Raw genomic sequence first — 17,279 nt, 5'->3', positions numbered from 1 at the left:
ACAAACTAGATTGCTTCTTTCTTCTGTCCAATCACTGAGCGTTCTAAAATCTCTGTTACATCGAGAGTTTGAACTTTCTCTTCAACTTCTTTCGCTTTCGTCCCATCACTAATCATCGTTAAGCAATACGGACATCCTGTACCGATAATGGATGGCTGTACAGCTAATGCTTGTTCTGTACGAGCAACGTTAATGCGTGAACCTGTTGTTTCCTCCATCCACATTAAGCCACCACCTGCTCCACAGCACATTCCCGTTTCACGGTTACGTGCCATTTCTACAAGATTCACACCAGGAATCGCTTTCAAAATGTCACGCGGGGCTTCGTATACTTCGTTGTATCTTCCTAAGTAGCAGGAATCATGGTACGTAACTGTTTCCTCAATAGCGTGAACCGGTTTTAAGCGTCCTTCTTTCACCCACTGAGCTAACAGTTCTGTATGATGATAGACTTCTGCTTGCAAGCCAAAGTCCGGATACTCATTTTTAAATGTGTTATAAGCATGAGGGTCAATCGTAACGATTTTCTTCACTCCTGCTTTTTCAAATTCCTCGATATTTTTTGTCGCCATCTCTTGGAAGACAAATTCATTTCCAAGACGGCGCGGTGTATCCCCAGAGTTCTTTTCCTTATTACCGAGTATCGCAAATGAAATGCCTGCTTCGTTCATCAACTTCGCAAACGATATCGCAATCTTCTGACTACGATTATCATATGATCCCATTGAACCAACCCAGAATAAATATTCGAACTCCTCGCCAGCTTTCGATTTTTCTTTTACAGTTGGAACCGTTACTTCATCATCACCTTGGCGCCAAGTTTCACGCTCTTTACGGTTTAGACCCCACGGATTCCCTTGACGCTCGATGTTTGTCATCGCACGCTGTGCTTCCGCATCCATCTTTCCTTCTGTTAAAACGAGATAGCGGCGTAAATCAATAATTTTATCAACGTGCTCATTCATAACTGGACACTGATCCTCACAGTTACGACACGTTGTACAAGCCCAAATCTCTTCTTCTGTAATAACATCTCCAATTAAACTTGGATCGTAAGCGAGTGTTGCAGCCGCTGATTCTTGTTGCCCTTTCCCAGCTGCCATCATCGCTAACTGATTTCCTTGTGTATTATTAAAAGCAACTACTGGAACCCAAGGCGCTTTTGATGTTACTGCCGCTCCTTTATCAGTTAAATGATCGCGAAGTTTTAAAATTAAATCCATCGGCGATAACATTTTACCTGTTCCTGTTGCCGGACACATATTTGTACAACGACCACACTCTACGCAAGCGTATAAGTCAATAAGCTGATTTTGTCTAAAATCTTCGATTTTACCAACACCAAATGTTTCTTGTGTTTCATCTTCAAAGTCAATCTTTTCAAGTTTCCCTGGATTTGAAAGACGGCCGAAGAAAACGTTAGCTGGTCCCGCAATTAAATGCGCGTGTTTCGATTGTGGAACATAAACTAAAAATGTTAACAAAATTAGTAAATGCACCCACCAAGAGAAATAGAACACAGAAATGGCTACGGTTTCATTTATCCCTGAGAAAACGTAAGCGATTGCAGAAGCGATTGGCTCACTCCATGAAAGCTCCTCGCCATGCCATATAATTCCCATCCCATTACCGAGTAGCACAGAAATCATTAAGCCACCGATAAAGATAAGAACAAGGCCTGATTTGAAATTACGTTTTAAACGAACTAACTTCTCAACATAACGTCGATGAAAAGCCCAAAAGACTGCAATTAAAATAACAAGTGTGACAATTTCCTGGAAGAATGTAAATGCAGGGTATAGTGGTCCAAGTGGAAGATGTGATCCTGGTGCGAGTCCTTTCCAAACGAAGTCAATTGCTCCAAATTGGACAAGAATAAATCCGTAAAAGAACATAACGTGAATAATGCCGCTCTTTTTATCTTTCAGCAGCTTTTTCTGACCGAAAACATTGACCTTAAGGAGATCCCAACGCTCTTTAAAACGACGGTCAAATTCAATCTTTTTTCCTAACTGTATGTAGGCCATCCTCGTTCGTATAAGATACACAAACAAATATCCCGCATAAGCAATAACAGCAATGGCAGCCAGCCAATTCATGATCAGTAAGCTATTCATTTTTATGCTACCCCTCTCTTTGTAAGCCCTCTTTCTTTTTTAGAATCTTCAAAAACATATAATTTTCTGAATTTTATCCCCTACCTTCATTATATAATGAGTGAGCATTCAGTCAACAGTTTTTTGTTATACAACAACATATTTTTTAATAAAGCTGTTTATTTCGGTGAAACTATAAAGTGAAACTTTAATCATTAGAAGTTATTTACTCCCTACTAATTATTAGCCCACAAATAACCGAATAAAATGAATGTTTGATTTATAAAAAACAAATGGTGAAAAGACCGTGAAGGAGGGAATTTACTCATGTTCTTCTTATCTCTCTTATTAATAGGTATTGCTCTCTGGATTGTAATTGATCTTTCTTATGGGAGAATTGTTCATTTAAGGCGTGTACGTTCTCGTTCTTTCCCTTTACGTCAAAGTGATTTTCACCTTTATACATACGGAAAAGATTTGTATGACGCTCTATTTACTGATATAAAACAGGCGAAACACCATGTGCACGTTTTGTTTTTCATTGTAAAAAACGATACAATCAGCCGGGAATTTTTAAAGTTACTTATTGATAAGGCAAAGGAAGGAATTGAAGTAAGACTTCTACTCGATAGATTTGGGGGCCATCATTTATCAAACGAGGCCGTTCGCTCCCTACAAAAACATGGTGTCTCTTTTTCATTTTGTCACAAAGTAAAGTTTCCTTTTCCTTTCTTTTCTGCAAATCAAAGAAACCATAGAAAAATTACAGTTATCGACGGGAAAATTGGTTACATTGGGGGATTTAATATTGGTGAAGAGTATTTGGGACATAATGAGCGGTTAGGATTATGGAGGGACTATCATTTACGTCTTACAGGCGAAGGAGTACAAGATTTACAAAAGCAATTTTTACATGACTGGTTTGATGATACAAACCAAAATTTATTGGACGCTTCTCTTTATTTTCCGAAACAGCAACCCGGTACTATCGAACATCAATTTATTCCAACTGATGGTGCCTATTTACAACATACTTTTTTACATTTAATTGAAGGTGCAAAAAAGGAACTCTTTATCGGTACACCCTATTTCATTCCTGGAAGAAAAATTATGAACGCATTATTAGAAGCACGAAAACGAGGGGTTCAAATCACGATTCTCGTTCCAGAAAAAGCGGATCACCCCCTTGTTCGAGAAGCAAAATTCCCATATTGCCGAAAGTTAATACAAGCTGGCTGTAATATTTACGCATTTCAACAAGGTTTTTTTCACGCTAAAGTTATTATAGTTGATGACTATATCTGTGATATCGGAACTGCAAACTTTGATATGAGAAGTTTATATATTAACCATGAAATCAACTGCCTTTTATATGATGAACATTTTATACAAACAGTAAAAAATAAATTCCACGAAGATCTAGAAAATGCGTCATTACTTTCCTTGAAAGATGTTAGTCCGAATTCTCTCATTAATAGAGGCAAAGAATGGATAGGAACAATACTTGCTTTCTTCCTATAGGAAAGATAATGCATAAAGGAGATGTATTCATTATGATTATGCGTTTCGGATATGTCTCACATGCAATGGCACTCTGGGACTGTTCTCCGGCTAAAACGATGACATTTACAAGCTTTCAAAAGCTTAGTAAACAAGAACGAGAAGATAAATTATACGATGTTACGCGGCAGAATCTTGAGCATACAATACGTATTCTTCATTACAATATAGCGCATGAAATTCCATTATATCGCTTATCTTCTTCCATCGTCCCACTTGCAACACATCCCGAAGTCGAGTTTGATTACATCGGATTGTTCACACCGCTTTGGCGTACAATTGGGGCATTAATTAAAGAACATAATTTACGAGTAAGTTTTCATCCGAATCAATTTACACTATTTACAAGCGACAAACCACACATTACGACTAACGCTATTACAGATATGACCTATCATTATAAAGTATTAGATGCAATAGGCATTGCAGATTCTTCTTATATTAACATCCATGTAGGTGGTGCCTACGGAAATAAAGAAAAAGCGGTTGAACGTTTCCATGACAACATAAAAAAACTTCCTGCACATATAAAGAGGCAAATGACACTTGAAAATGATGATAAAACATATACAACTGCTGAAACTTTATCTATTTGCCAAAAAGAAAAGATCCCATTCGTATTTGATTATCACCATCACATGGCAAATCTTTGCGAAGAACCGTTAGAAGAGTTACTTCCTGCAATTTTTGAAACTTGGTCACATACAAATATCGTTCCTAAAGTTCACATTTCCTCTCCTAAATCAAAAAAAGAATTTAGGGCTCACGCGGAATATATTGATTTAGAGTTTATTAAACCTTTCTTACACGTTGCAAAAAAAATCAATCATAATTTCGATATTATGATTGAAAGTAAACAGAAAGATTTAGCGATGCTGCAATTCATACATGAATTATCCTCTATAAGAGGGGTAAAAAGAATAAGTAGCTCAACATTACAATGGTAAATTGTAATGTTGAGCTATTTTTTTCAAAAAAAGTAATTTTTTTAGTAAAAAACACCCTATTTTATATGCTATGATTGGAATTAGCATTTTCCACCTGTGATTCAACTTTATTGAAACGGAGTCATAATATGATTAATCAAAAAAAATACGTACACTTTGTCACGATGTACATAATTATATTTTCTCTTTGGATATTTCTTATCCCTAAGGACTTAAATATAAAAGAAATTGGAATTCTCTTCTTATTTTTTTTCGCTACACTCTTTTCTTGCTATTGCCTATATAAAGCAATTAAGAAAATGAAGCGCGGTGACAAATTATTTTGGGTTTTAGTACTATGCACTTGCCTATGTGGATTGACAATGGAGATAACTCTATTTCTTCATTCACTTTCTATATATGACCAAGTCATATTCTCGTATAAGGCATTGCCCTTTTTTATCGTACAATATATTTTGCTCTTTTCTGGCTTTGCTATAAAGTTCATAAAGCATTACTCTATTAGAGGACTAGCTCAATTTTCATTCGATAGCATCTTTATCGTTATTATGAATATTTATTTTACCTTAACTTTTATTTTGGACATTTCAAGCTTTCGTATGTTAACAACAGATACCTGGGTTTTAATTGGATATTTTATTGCACAATCATTAGTAATCTACGCCGTAATTAGTCTATATAGAAGAGAAGAATATTCTTCTAGCAGAATTTCATTAATTATCGGCTTTACTATTATACTCGTGTACGGATATATACACCTGTTTCAATTAAACGCAGGGATAAAACCTTCTTCTGAAGTCTCTTACTTAATACATACTGCTTCGATTTTATTAATTGGTTTGTCATCCATACTATATATTTTAGATAAACCAATACAGCATGAAACGAAAACAAAATATTATCGGTTTGATTATGTGCGCTTTATATTACCTTATTTTAGTATAATCATTACTTTTTCTTTTATTATCTTTCAACCTTGGGATGATAAGTTCATGTTGATCGGTCTAGTATTATCTCTTATCTTATTATTCTTACGACAACTTTATATGTGGAAAGATAATCAGGCACTAATCGATACATACGAGCAGTTGACTACACAACTAGAAGATAAAGTAGAAGAAGGTGCATCTGCTTTATCAAAAAGTGAACAACGTTATAAATCTTTATTCGAAGATCACCCGGATGCTGTTTTCTCTTTAAATATGTACGGTATTTTCCAGCAGTCTAATACAGCTTGCGAAAGCTTATTTACTGCCTACTATTGTGAAGTAGAAAGCTATTCCCTTTTACACTTTATTGACTCAAAAGACCATGATTTACTAAAGAAAGCTTTACAACTAACGAAAGAAGGTAGACCACAAACTTTAGAAGTTCGTACAAAGGAAAAAGAAGGTTACTACTATTACCTTCACATTACACTCATCCCTACTTTCATAAACAAGGAAGTTGTCGGGATGTTTGGCATAGCACGTGATATTACAACTTTATATGAAAAACAAAAACAAGTAGAACATTTAGCCTTTCATGATGCACTTACTGGATTACCAAATCGCCGTAAGTTTGAAAAAGATTTAAAAAACATTTTAAATACCGCTCAGGCTAGCGCAAATGATGTTGCCGTCATGTTTCTTGATTTAGATCGATTCAAAAAAATTAACGATAGACTCGGTCATGACGTCGGAGACTTGTTATTAATTGAAGTAGCAAAACGATTACGCAGTTGCCTACGTTCAAAAGATGTCGTTGCTCGCCAAGGTGGAGATGAGTTTACAATTCTATTACCAGATATGTACTCAGAAAAAAGTGCGGCCTTTATAGCTGAACAAATTTTAAATATTTTAAACAAACCATTCTTCATTAAAGATGAAGAACTGTCTATTACACCAAGTATCGGAATTGCAATGTACCCTGATTGTGGAACTGATGTAACAGCATTAATGAAAAATGCTGATATGGCTATGTATCGCGCGAAAGCAAATGGAAAAAACCGATTTGTTTTCTTCTCAAAAGAAATGAGTATCGCTCAAAATGAGAGTAACTTCTTAGAAGGAGAACTTTCAAAAGCATTACAACAAAATGAATTTTTCCTTGAATACCAGCCACAAGTAAGCACAAAAACAAAACAAGTTATTGGTTTTGAAGCATTAATTCGTTGGAAACATCCAAAGCTCGGTATCGTATCCCCAGCCCAATTTATCCCTCTAGCAGAGGAAACTGGATTCATTATTGAACTTGGAAATTGGATTTTACGTACTGCTTGCTTAGAAGCGAAAAGATGGCATAATCAAGGTTTCTCTCACTTAAAAGTCGGTGTAAATTTATCTGTAGTTCAATTTAATCATGCAGATTTAATCCCAACTATTTCAAAAGTTTTAGAAGAAACAGAGTTAAAACCAGAAGCACTAGATATCGAAATTACAGAAAGTATCGCCATTAACCAAAATCAATCTGTAGTTGCAAAACTAGAACAACTTCAAAATCTCGGTATTCAAATTTCAATTGATGACTTTGGAACTGGTTATAGTTCTTTAGCTTATTTAACAAAATATCCAATTAATACATTAAAAATTGCTCGAGAATTTATTTGCGGAATTACAACTAGTCCTTTAGAGGAAGCGATTATTTCTTCCATTATTACACTATCAAAAGAACTAAATTTAGAAGTTATCGCAGAAGGTGTAGAAACCGAAGAACAATGGAAATTTTTATATGAGCAAAACTGTGACCACATTCAAGGATTCTTTATTAGCAAGCCCGTTTCTAGTAAAGACGTTTGGAGGTTACTCCACAAAAAAACAACCGTCTAAGTAAGACGGTTGTTTTTTTAATATTCAAAAGGTAGGTCCGAAGCTAATTGTACCTCTTGATCATTATGAGAAATTACTTGGCTTTTCTCTAAAGCTGTATCTGTTAATGAAATACCCCATGCCATTGCTAACGTTAATAAACTACCAATAAGTAATTTTTTCATATTCCATCACCCACATTTTTTCTTTTAATATATCATGAAAATTTATCCATGCCGTATGCAATTATGCATATCCATTTTTTAGGGTTATTCATTGATTGATTTTATTTACGATTGTCTCTTTATATGCATGCATTTCTAATATATCAAAAAAGAAACTTGCTTTCTTATATGTGTCTTCAATCTCTGCCTCATCATACTCCAACCTTTCTAGACATTCACCTCTTTGATAGTACAGCTGCCCAATTAATGCCATACTATTAATTCGGCAAGATATTTCAATCGCCTTATTCACTTGATATAAGGCTTGTTCATATTGATTATCTAAGTATAATGCTTTTGCATGATTATATCTTACCTTCACGTCGAATTCTTCATTATCATGCAATGACTCTAATTGTTTCAATATACCTTCGAATAACTCAATACTCTTCTTAAAATAGCCATTTTCAGCATAAATATTTGCGATTGCATTTTCTATATAGAGGTTTTGGTATACATCTATTCCAGCTAATTGTTGGTTTAACAATTTTTTCAATTCTAAAATACAATATTCATAATCAATTTTCTTCAACATGTAAGCTGCTACATGATATTGCCATTGAAGAAACTGCTGGAATTCGGGATGATATTCTTCCTTTTTCAGCTCATTCCATACTCTATTATAAATCTCTTTATATTTTTTTTGCTTACATAGCGTAATGACTTGATCTTTAAACTGCTTTTTTCTCTCAATATCTGAATAAATGAGTACCTCATAAAAATGAATAATGGGAACTTGTAACTTTGCTGCAATACCTTGCAATATATCCATACTTGGGTATACTGCGCCTGATTCAATTCGGCTCACTTCCGATTGATGACATATGTTCTCGGATAACTGTTTTTGTGTTAATCCCCGCATTACCCTAATTTTCTTAATTTCACTTCCTAATTTTTCTGCGTGCATACTTACTCACCATCCCATTATAACAATATAATTTGTTAAGTTGTCATACCACTACAATAATGTGAGTTCGACAATTTTTGACATGAAATAATGCATAATATATATAAAATTCGGCAAATTCTTCATACAATTCGTCTCACATATAATAATAGATTAGTGGTTTTATAAATAAATTATAGAAGATTCGTCCGTGCCTTCGTTACATTCGGTCTTCTTTTTCCTTTATTAGCAGTAGCAGAAGTTATTCACACCCAAGAATTAGACAGAAATGAAGTAAAATTTGAAATTACTTAGCCTAATTTAACGCTTAAAAAATTACACAACCTCAAAATGATACGAAAAAAACATACTGAAAAAGTATTTAAAAGGTGAGATAAATGAGGCAGAAGCTCAACAAAAGTGAATGACAACTGAAATGAATATAGATTCCCAACCTACAAATAAAGCAACAAAAGAAAATCAAACCGAAGCTCGCCTTGCACAAACATATAAAAACTATAAAGTATATGGCCAAGATCTCATTGTAAAAGTAGATAAAAATGGAGTAATCACAACTGTTAGTGGTAAAGTTGTCCAAAACTTAGATCAACAACCTAATCTTACTATAACAAATTTTTTGTCGAAAAATGAAGTAAAATCTAAATTACACGATATACTTCAAATCCTGAGCGATGCGACTGTGACGAAACTCTCTATTGAAATACTTGTTTATAAGAAAAAAGAAGTTTACCATTCATAGGTAAACTTCTTTTCATATCCATCCCTTTTCTTCCGCAATTGTAATTGCCTCAATTCTATTTTTCGCATCAAGCTTCGTTAATACTTCAGAAATATAATTACGTACTGTACCTGGCGAAAGATAAAGTGCCTTGGCGATTTCATTTGCCGTCTTTCCCTCTTTCGCAAGTAGCAATACTTCTTTTTCGCGATCTGATAACGGATTTTGCTCCTGCCATAAGCCGAACATTAAATCTTGAGAAATCTCTCGTTTACCTTTCATTACGTTGCGAATCGATGCAGCTAAATCCTCGCTTGGGCTATCTTTTAATAAATATCCGTGCACACCAGCTTTCATTGCTCGTTCAAAATATCCAGGGCGCGCAAATGTTGTTAAAATCATTACTTTACATGCCGATTTTTCTTTCTTCAACGTTTCTGCAACATCTAATCCGCTTTGAATTGGCATTTCAATATCCATAATGCTTATGTCGGGTTTTAATGATTCAATTAGTTTTAGTGCCTCTTCTCCGTTCGCTGCTTGCCCAATTACTTCAATATCATCTTCTAGATCGAGTAGGGCTCCTAACGCACCACGAAGCATTCGCTGATCTTCTGCAATAATAATTCGAATCATGCCTTCACCTCATCTTTTCCTGTTCTAATAACAACTGGAACTTTTACTGTTAATAGTGTTCCTGGATTAATCGTACCCAGTTCAACAAATCCATCAATAAGAGCGATTCGCTCCTTCATACCACGAATACCATTCCCATCGTGATTTTGATCCGCTAAACCAATTCCGTTATCTTCTACTGTCAAAATCAATTCACCTTGTAATTCTCGTACAGAAACTATGCACCGCGTCGCCTTACTATGCTTTACAACATTCGTAACAGCTTCACGTAAACACATTCCTAAAATATTTTGTTCAATGGGTGATAGCGAACTTGCACTCGTTTCTTGTTTGATCTCTAATTCAATATTAGCAGCTTGTAAGATCGCTTTTATTTGCTCAAGCTCTTCTTCTACCGTAATCATGCGCATATCAGAAATTAATTCCCTTAGCTGTTTTAAAGCAGTTCGAGATGTTTGTGTAATCTCCTTCGCTTCCGTACTTGCGCGCTCTGGATTTTTGACGATTAGCTTTTCAACAAGCTGACTTTTTAACGTAATAAGAGATAGCGTATGCCCGAGCGTGTCATGAAGGTCCCTTGCAATACGCTGCCTCTCTTCACGTTTTACTAAGTCCTTAATTTGCTCGTTCGCTTCGTTTAATTGATTTCTTAACATCTTTTTCTGGTTAAAATTGCGCATACCAAATGGTGTAAGAAGCATTAAAATAAACATCGGAACGATATTTACTAAACTTGTCGGTGTTAGTTGATTCATATTTATAAATACAAATACTCCAAGCATTACAACTAACAAACATAGTAATATCCGAAATACTTTCTTACTTGGTGCAAATCCCATTGCACTTGCTGTGAAAAAGCCAAAGAATATCATGAAGGGATTATAAAATAAAGCAAATAAAAGCGTAAGTATCATTTGAATACAAGCCCACAAAATGAACGTCTTCTGAACAAAATAAAGTTGACGGTATGTGATCATGAAAACTATCAACATACCGCTTCCTATTACAAGCTTCCATCCCGATACTTGTGTTAAATTATAAATTGGAAATAACAAATAAACGAGCCACATATACGGAAAGAATCCCATATGTTTCGGAAAAATCTCAATCCTCTTCTTCTCTGTCATTTATACCGCTTCCTGTCTTTTTCTTATATATATTGATACTACAACAAATATAAGGAAATAGCCTCCTAATACCGCGATATTTTCCCAACCAATTGATTTTCCAGCTACAATATCCCATGCACCACTTCCGAAGTGATATGTTGGTGTCCATTCACCGATAGATCTTAGTATTTTCGGGAATACTTCGATTGGCATCCATAGACCGCCAATTACAGCTAAACTCATATTTAAAATATTCGCTAAACCCGCTGCTGCATCCGCCTTCTTAATAGAACCTATTACTGTTCCTAATGCTAAAAATGGTGTTACACCTAACAACAACCATAATCCAGCACCAATCCATTGCCCTACCGTTAACTCAACATGATTAATTAATATTCCTGCAATAAAATTAACTAAGATTGAAAAAGCATTTACTACTGTTTGAGCGATGATTTTTGCTGTTATATACGCTCCCTCTGGAAGTGGTGTAATTTTCAACAAATGTGTCCACCCTTGCCCTTTTTCCTGAGAAATCCTTACACCGAAACTAAAAAGTGCTGTCCCTACAATACTAAACGTCGCCATTGAGATTAAATAATGCGCTTTCCACGCATCTCCGTTTTGTGGCACTTGAATAACATTAGTGAAAATGTAGTAAAACATAACTGGCATTAATAATGAGAAAAAGATAAATAATTTATTGCGGAACGTACGTAAAATTTCTATTTTGCATTGCATCCATAAAGCTTTCATGCGATTTCCCCCTTCTGATTTGCCACAAACTGTTCAAATGCTTCATCAAGACTTCCACGTTCAACTGAAATATTTGTTACAGGTAAGTTCTTTTCATAAATTGCTTTTAAGGTTGCATCCGTATCTTCAGTTATTAAAGTGAAGTGACTTTCGTTTGATTGTACTTCTGTTACGCTTGGTAACTCTTTTAATAATTTTGCAGGAATACGTTCCTTCGAATAAAATGTAATTGTTTTTCGTGAAATCGTCGCTTTCATCTCATCTGGTGTACCATCTGCGATAATCTTTCCATTTGCAAACAATAAAATACGATTCGCCAATGCATCCGCTTCTTCTAAATAGTGCGTCGTTAAAATAATTGTTTTCCCTTCACTTGCTAACTTTCGAATCGTTTCCCAAAACGTTCTTCGAGACGTAATATCCATTCCAATCGTCGGTTCATCTAAAAATAGCAAATCTGGATTTCCTGCAAGTGCGAGTGCAAAATTTAACCTTCTCTTTTGACCTCCTGATAATTTCTCACATCTTTGCTTTCGCTCCGATTCTAAATTTGATAACTGTAGTAACGTTTCTTTCGCTACCGGATTCGTATAATAACTACGGAATAACTCAATTGCCTCTTCCACTGTAATGCTATCAATGACACTTACTTCTTGTAACATCGCGCCGAGTCTATTACGAACATCTCTATGCTTTGGACTCTTTCCAAATATAGAAACCGTTCCTTCCGTCGGATCCTTTAATCCAAGCATCATCGACATCGTCGTCGTTTTCCCTGCACCATTCGGTCCAAGCAATGCTACGATTTCTCCTTTATTCACATGAAATGAAACGTTATTTACTGCTTTTTTATGTTTAAATGTTTTAGAAACACTATTTACTTCAATAATCTTTTCCATCTCTCCACCCCCGCTGTTTCTTATATTTACATTGTATTCTTTGGAAAACTTAGGAAACAGTATGATGCGTCATGACATCGATATGACAATTGTCATGTATTCTTTATGAGAGGAATCAATCCGCCATACTGCAAGCGAGTAGCAGGACGAAAATAAACATGATACAATCGGGTAAGATATATATTCGAGGAAGGACAGTGGTTTTCATGATTATTCGTAATGAACAAGATTTAGAAGGCTTACGAAAAATCGGCCGCATCGTTGCGCTTGCACGTGAAGAAATGAAAAAAGAAGCGAAGCCAGGCATGACAACGAAAGAGCTTGATTTGATCGGTAAAAAAGTATTAGATGAGCATGGTGCTATTTCTGCACCTGAAAAAGAATATGATTTCCCTGGCGTAACTTGCATCAGTGTAAACGAAGAAGTTGCTCACGGTATTCCAGGTGATCGTGTATTAAAAGAAGGCGACCTTGTAAATGTCGACGTATCTGCAGCACTTGATGGTTATTATGCAGATACAGGTATTTCATTTGTACTTGGAGAAGATGAAGCAAAAGAAAAGCTTTGCCAAGCAGCTGTTGATGCCTTTTGGGCAGCAATGAAAAAGGTGAAAGCTGGTTCAAAACAAAACCAAATTGGTCGTGCCGTTTCAAACTTTGCACATAAAAATGGATACAATGTTATTCAAAACTTAACTGGTCACGGTATTGGTCTTAGCTTACATGAAGCACCAAACCACATTTTAAGCTATTTTGATCCAATGGATAATGCGCTTCTAAAAGACGGTCTTGTTATCGCTGTAGAGCCATTCATTTCTATGAAAGCTGATCATATTATCGAACGTGGCGATGATGGTTGGACATTCGTTACACCTGATAAAAGCCTTGTTGCACAATGTGAACATACAGTCGTCGTAACACGCGGCGAACCGATAATTTTAACAGAAATATAAAATTAAAAATGACCGTTTTTTAGAATTTTTCTACTAAAACGGTCATTTTTAATTTTTGGAAAATACTTGTTAAACCGCTGTTGAACTCTTTATCATTTAAGTATATAATCTTTAGCGAAGGTTATTCATAATCATCTTTAAGAGAAGATAACACTATTATCAAAAGGGATACCTTCTTTTTTCTTATGTAAAACAGCTTCAAAAATGACCGCAGTAATGATTTAGCCGAATATTATAAATAACTTATATTCCACTAAATCCGAAAAGGAACTGTACCATCTTAACTTCGGTCCACAAATTGTACAACTCTCTCTAGGCAGAAAGCTAATTTTCATAAATGTAATAAGTGACATTCTCAAGATACAATTATCTCAATTTCATATTACATAAATGAATATTTTCAAAGTGCATATTGTCTTCACCCTAACCAAAATCAACCCTATTCAGATTTTTTCCACATAATTTTAAAGCAAAAAACAAACTTTTAACTTGGGATACATTACTTTGGTTAGCATGTATCGTAAAACCTACCTTTATGACTATCCAGTTCATAACACATTCACAAGAAAATGCTCTTGTATATAAAGGTCTGATATCGTTCCTTTTATCAGCATACTTTCGACATTTTTTGTCGAATTATGTATATTCCAGATTTTTACGTTACTTTATATATGCCTTTAATTAAACATCTATTCTGTCAGAGAACGTACATAGAAACGGAGGGATAGTAGCAACAAATACTTTATAATAACTAACTTTTTTTATATTCCATTTGTTCATGTGGAATATATTCCTCAGTGAACAAATGAATGTTCAAAGGAGGCAAAATGAAAAAACTTTTCAATATATGTTTAATTGTATTTGTACTATTTTCACAGTTTATTAGTTTCCCGTACAATCAGGCAAAAGCTGAGACTTTAAAGGAAACTTCATTATTTGACACTGTTGAGATGAAAGATGGAACGGATCATATTATTGACGAAGCAAAAAATCCTAACAACTTAATAAAGATAGGATCAACCATTCAAGTAGAATATGCTTGGTCAATAAAGGATCAACAAGTTGTACATGCAAACGATACAGCAGTAATTCAAATACCACTTGCATTAAAAGTATCTAAAGATTTACAAGGAGATTTAGTAACAGATCAAAAAAATATTGGTCAATATTTTATAGCAGCTAAAGATAATAAATTAAAACTAATATTTAATGATCAAGTAGAAAATTCGAAAGATGCTAAAGGAAAAATTAAAATCGATACTGTGTTTAACCCAACTTTAAAAGCTGAAGAGAAATCAGTTCAAATCGCTTTTCCTTTAGGAACACTGGTTCAGCCTATAACAGTTCCTATTCAAGTAGAAGATTCTAAAGAAGATGGCACCAAACAGGATACTAATAAACAAGTGCCAGATCAAGTAGCTAAACCTACTACTGATAACCCGGAACAAAACCCAGCAACTAAACCTGCTACTGATAATCCGGAACAAAACCCAGCAACTAGACCTGTTACTGATAATCCGGAACAAAATTCAGCAACTAAACCTGCTACTGACAATCCGGAACAAAATTCAGCAACTAAACCTGCTACCGACAATCCGGAACAAAATCCAGTAACTAAACCTGTTACTGACAATCCGGAACAAAACCCAGCAACTAACCCTGCTACTGATAACCCGGAACAAAATCTAGCAAGCGATCCTGCTGAGAGTACGAATTCAGGTCCAAAGCAAATAACAACAAACATTTTAACGGGTGTAAAGTTGACGGACAAAGACGGAAAACCATTTACAGAGGATAACCGTCCAAGTACAGATTCCCCTGCCAACATTGAGTTTACATGGGAACTTTTAAAATCAATGAATGTGAAAAGCGGAGATTACTATATTTTTGATCTTCCTAAACACTTTAAGATTTACAATACAATTAACAGTCCTTTATACGATAGTGAAAACAATCCAATTGGTAATTTCACTGTTACAAAAGATGGAAAAGTCACGATGACATTCAACGATTATGTTGAAGAACATCCAGATGTTGTTGGTAACCTACAATTAAAGACCGAATTTAATAAAGCTGAAATTAAAGGTACAACAACACAAGAAATTCCTTTCCCAATTAAAGATAAAGATGTTTCTATTACAGTTGACTTTAAGCCTAATATACAAACAACTACGAATAAAAAAGGGTTACCTGATAGACCAATTAATACAAATGAAATTAATTGGACAGTAGAGATGAACAAAACGAAAGACACTCTTAAAAACGCTGTTTTTAAAGATAACATCCCACAAGGTACAAGTTTAAATAAGGATTCTATTAAAGTTTATTATTTAGAAGTTGATGTTAACGGAAACGCAACACGTGGTAAAGAAGCTGATCCAGCAGATTACAAAATTATTTCATCAGATGGTTCAAAATTGGAGATTGCTTTTAAGGAAAATATCAGTAAAGCATACCAAATCGAATATGTCACAAAAATTACTGATGAAAATGTAAAAGACTTCCGAAATAACGTTACGATAACGAGTGATAATCAAAAACAACAAAACGCAAGTGCTACTGTTACTGTCTCTCGTGGTACACATTTAAACAAAACAAGTAAATATGATCCAAAGACGCAAACGATTGAATGGACAATTACTTACAACGGTGATCAAAGAAATATCAAAAAAACAGATGCACTTTTAAAAGATATTTTTGACGATACACATGAACTAGATGCAAATTCTATCGTTGTGAAAAACGCTTCCTACGATGATAATGGAAGGCTTGTAACAGGAGATACTGTTAATAATTACACTGTAAGTAAGAAGAAGAATGGATTCGACTTACAGTTTAATGAGGATATTAATAGCGCTTATGTAATTTCCTATAAAACAAAGCCAACTGGTAATGTCATAAAAGATGGAAAAGTAAAAAATACAGTTACAGCTGATAATGGTTCAAGTAAAGAAAATGAAATTGGCTTCAAGCAGCAAAATATTATTAAATCTAATAATAAAGCTGAAACAAACTATAAAGACAAAACAACAACCTGGACAATTACAGTAAATAATAATAACTATCCATTAAACAACGCGATCATTACGGATACCTTTGGCCATGGTGGATTACAATTAAAAGATAAGAAACTAGAAATTAAAGACGGAGATTATACCCTTCAAGCTGGGACTGACTATGTTTTAGATGTAACGGATAAAGGTTTCAAAATTACCCTTATAGGTACATATCAGTCTAATATGACAAAGACATTAGTCGTAAAATATACGACAGACTTTGATTATACAAAATTAGAAAGTGGTAAAACTTCATTTAAAAATACAGGTAACCTATCTTGGATAGATACGGATTCTAATCCACAATCAAATAAAGTTGAAGCTAATTTTGATCCTGATAATTTTACAAAGGCAAATGGTTATAAATACGGTTCTTATAACGCCCAAACGAAGGAAATTACTTGGGTAATAGGCTTTAAGTATAATAATGTTGAGATTAAAGATCCTTATGTTATAGACGTAATACAAGATAAACAAAAGTTAGTACCAGGATCCATTGAAGTACGCGATATGATTTTAAATGGAAGTCCTGATAATGCACAACCTGGTAATGCTGTACATGCCCATCAACTTAAGAACGAAAACAAAATGAACTTTCGTTCAAACAAACTAAAAAACACGTAATGTACTTTTGG

At 34.6% G+C, this 17,279-nt stretch carries 13 protein-coding genes; 6 read left to right on the top strand and 7 right to left on the bottom strand.

The features are described 5' to 3' along the window. Nucleotides 1–5 precede the first annotated feature (5 nt). Entirely contained in the window at nucleotides 6–2,117 is a 2,112-nt protein-coding gene (locus tag PDQ33_RS05040; protein ID WP_001086790.1) for a heterodisulfide reductase-related iron-sulfur binding cluster, read from the bottom strand. Between the two features lie 306 nt (nucleotides 2,118–2,423). On the opposite strand from PDQ33_RS05040, the gene cls reads away from it, so the two are divergent. The 3 genes from cls to PDQ33_RS05025 all read left to right on the top strand — a co-directional run bounded on the left by cls (nucleotide 2,424) and on the right by PDQ33_RS05025 (nucleotide 7,410). After that, nucleotides 2,424–3,617 (top strand): cardiolipin synthase, encoded by a 1,194-nt coding sequence (cls, locus tag PDQ33_RS05035; RefSeq protein WP_061131879.1) that lies wholly within the window; start codon nucleotides 2,424–2,426, stop codon nucleotides 3,615–3,617. A 32-nt stretch (nucleotides 3,618–3,649) separates the two neighbouring features. Further along, nucleotides 3,650–4,603: a UV DNA damage repair endonuclease UvsE gene (gene uvsE, locus PDQ33_RS05030; RefSeq protein WP_000605890.1), complete on the top strand. Its 954-nt coding sequence runs from the start codon at nucleotides 3,650–3,652 to the stop codon at nucleotides 4,601–4,603. Nucleotides 4,604–4,731: 128 nt separating this feature from the next. After that, nucleotides 4,732–7,410, top strand: coding sequence for a DUF4084 domain-containing protein (locus tag PDQ33_RS05025; RefSeq protein WP_061131880.1), 2,679 nt, complete (start codon nucleotides 4,732–4,734; stop codon nucleotides 7,408–7,410). 17 nt (nucleotides 7,411–7,427) lie between these two features. On the opposite strand, the gene papR is transcribed toward PDQ33_RS05025, so the two are convergent. Further along, nucleotides 7,428–7,574, bottom strand: coding sequence for a quorum-sensing peptide PapR (gene papR, locus PDQ33_RS05020; RefSeq protein WP_000734741.1), 147 nt, complete (start codon nucleotides 7,572–7,574; stop codon nucleotides 7,428–7,430). A gap of 88 nt (nucleotides 7,575–7,662) precedes the next feature. Next, a complete protein-coding gene (gene plcR, locus PDQ33_RS05015; RefSeq protein WP_270394243.1) occupies nucleotides 7,663–8,520 on the bottom strand; it encodes a transcriptional regulator PlcR in 858 nt (285 codons plus the stop codon). Between the two features lie 415 nt (nucleotides 8,521–8,935). On the opposite strand from plcR, the gene PDQ33_RS05010 reads away from it, so the two are divergent. Next, a complete protein-coding gene (locus PDQ33_RS05010) occupies nucleotides 8,936–9,259 on the top strand; it encodes a bacillolysin (RefSeq protein WP_012644730.1) in 324 nt (107 codons plus the stop codon). Nucleotides 9,260–9,271: 12 nt separating this feature from the next. Here PDQ33_RS05010 and PDQ33_RS05005 read toward each other — a convergent pair whose 3' ends face one another. The 4 genes from PDQ33_RS05005 to PDQ33_RS04990 are packed head-to-tail and all read right to left on the bottom strand — an operon-like array spanning nucleotide 9,272 to nucleotide 12,635. Continuing rightward, nucleotides 9,272–9,874: a response regulator transcription factor gene (locus PDQ33_RS05005; RefSeq protein WP_000619249.1), complete on the bottom strand. Its 603-nt coding sequence runs from the start codon at nucleotides 9,872–9,874 to the stop codon at nucleotides 9,272–9,274. Further along, nucleotides 9,871–11,001 (bottom strand): sensor histidine kinase, encoded by a 1,131-nt coding sequence (locus PDQ33_RS05000; RefSeq protein ID WP_000136743.1) that lies wholly within the window; start codon nucleotides 10,999–11,001, stop codon nucleotides 9,871–9,873. Before PDQ33_RS05000 ends, PDQ33_RS05005 begins: the two co-directional genes overlap by 4 nt. Then, the gene (locus tag PDQ33_RS04995; RefSeq protein ID WP_270754966.1) at nucleotides 11,002–11,736 is read right to left on the bottom strand and encodes an ABC transporter permease; all 735 of its coding nucleotides are present in this window, start codon (nucleotides 11,734–11,736) and stop codon (nucleotides 11,002–11,004) included. Continuing rightward, on the bottom strand, nucleotides 11,733–12,635 hold the full coding sequence (locus PDQ33_RS04990) for an ABC transporter ATP-binding protein (protein WP_270394244.1): 903 nt from the start codon (nucleotides 12,633–12,635) through the stop codon (nucleotides 11,733–11,735). The genes PDQ33_RS04995 and PDQ33_RS04990 overlap by 4 nt, the downstream gene beginning before the upstream one ends. A gap of 158 nt (nucleotides 12,636–12,793) precedes the next feature. Between PDQ33_RS04990 and map the strand changes: the two genes are divergently transcribed. Both map and PDQ33_RS04980 read left to right on the top strand, forming a co-directional pair. Continuing rightward, nucleotides 12,794–13,588 (top strand): type I methionyl aminopeptidase, encoded by a 795-nt coding sequence (gene map / locus PDQ33_RS04985; protein ID WP_002096176.1) that lies wholly within the window; start codon nucleotides 12,794–12,796, stop codon nucleotides 13,586–13,588. 827 nt (nucleotides 13,589–14,415) lie between these two features. Further along, on the top strand, nucleotides 14,416–17,268 hold the full coding sequence (locus tag PDQ33_RS04980) for a collagen binding domain-containing protein (RefSeq protein ID WP_270754965.1): 2,853 nt from the start codon (nucleotides 14,416–14,418) through the stop codon (nucleotides 17,266–17,268). The last annotated feature ends 11 nt before the right edge of the window (nucleotides 17,269–17,279 follow it).

The sequence above is a fragment of the Bacillus cereus group sp. Bc031 genome, assembly GCF_027716265.1.
Classification (GTDB): Bacteria; Bacillota; Bacilli; order Bacillales; family Bacillaceae_G; genus Bacillus_A; species Bacillus_A paranthracis.
Note: the sequence above shows the minus strand (reverse complement) of the source record. Positions and strands in the feature narration are given on the sequence as shown.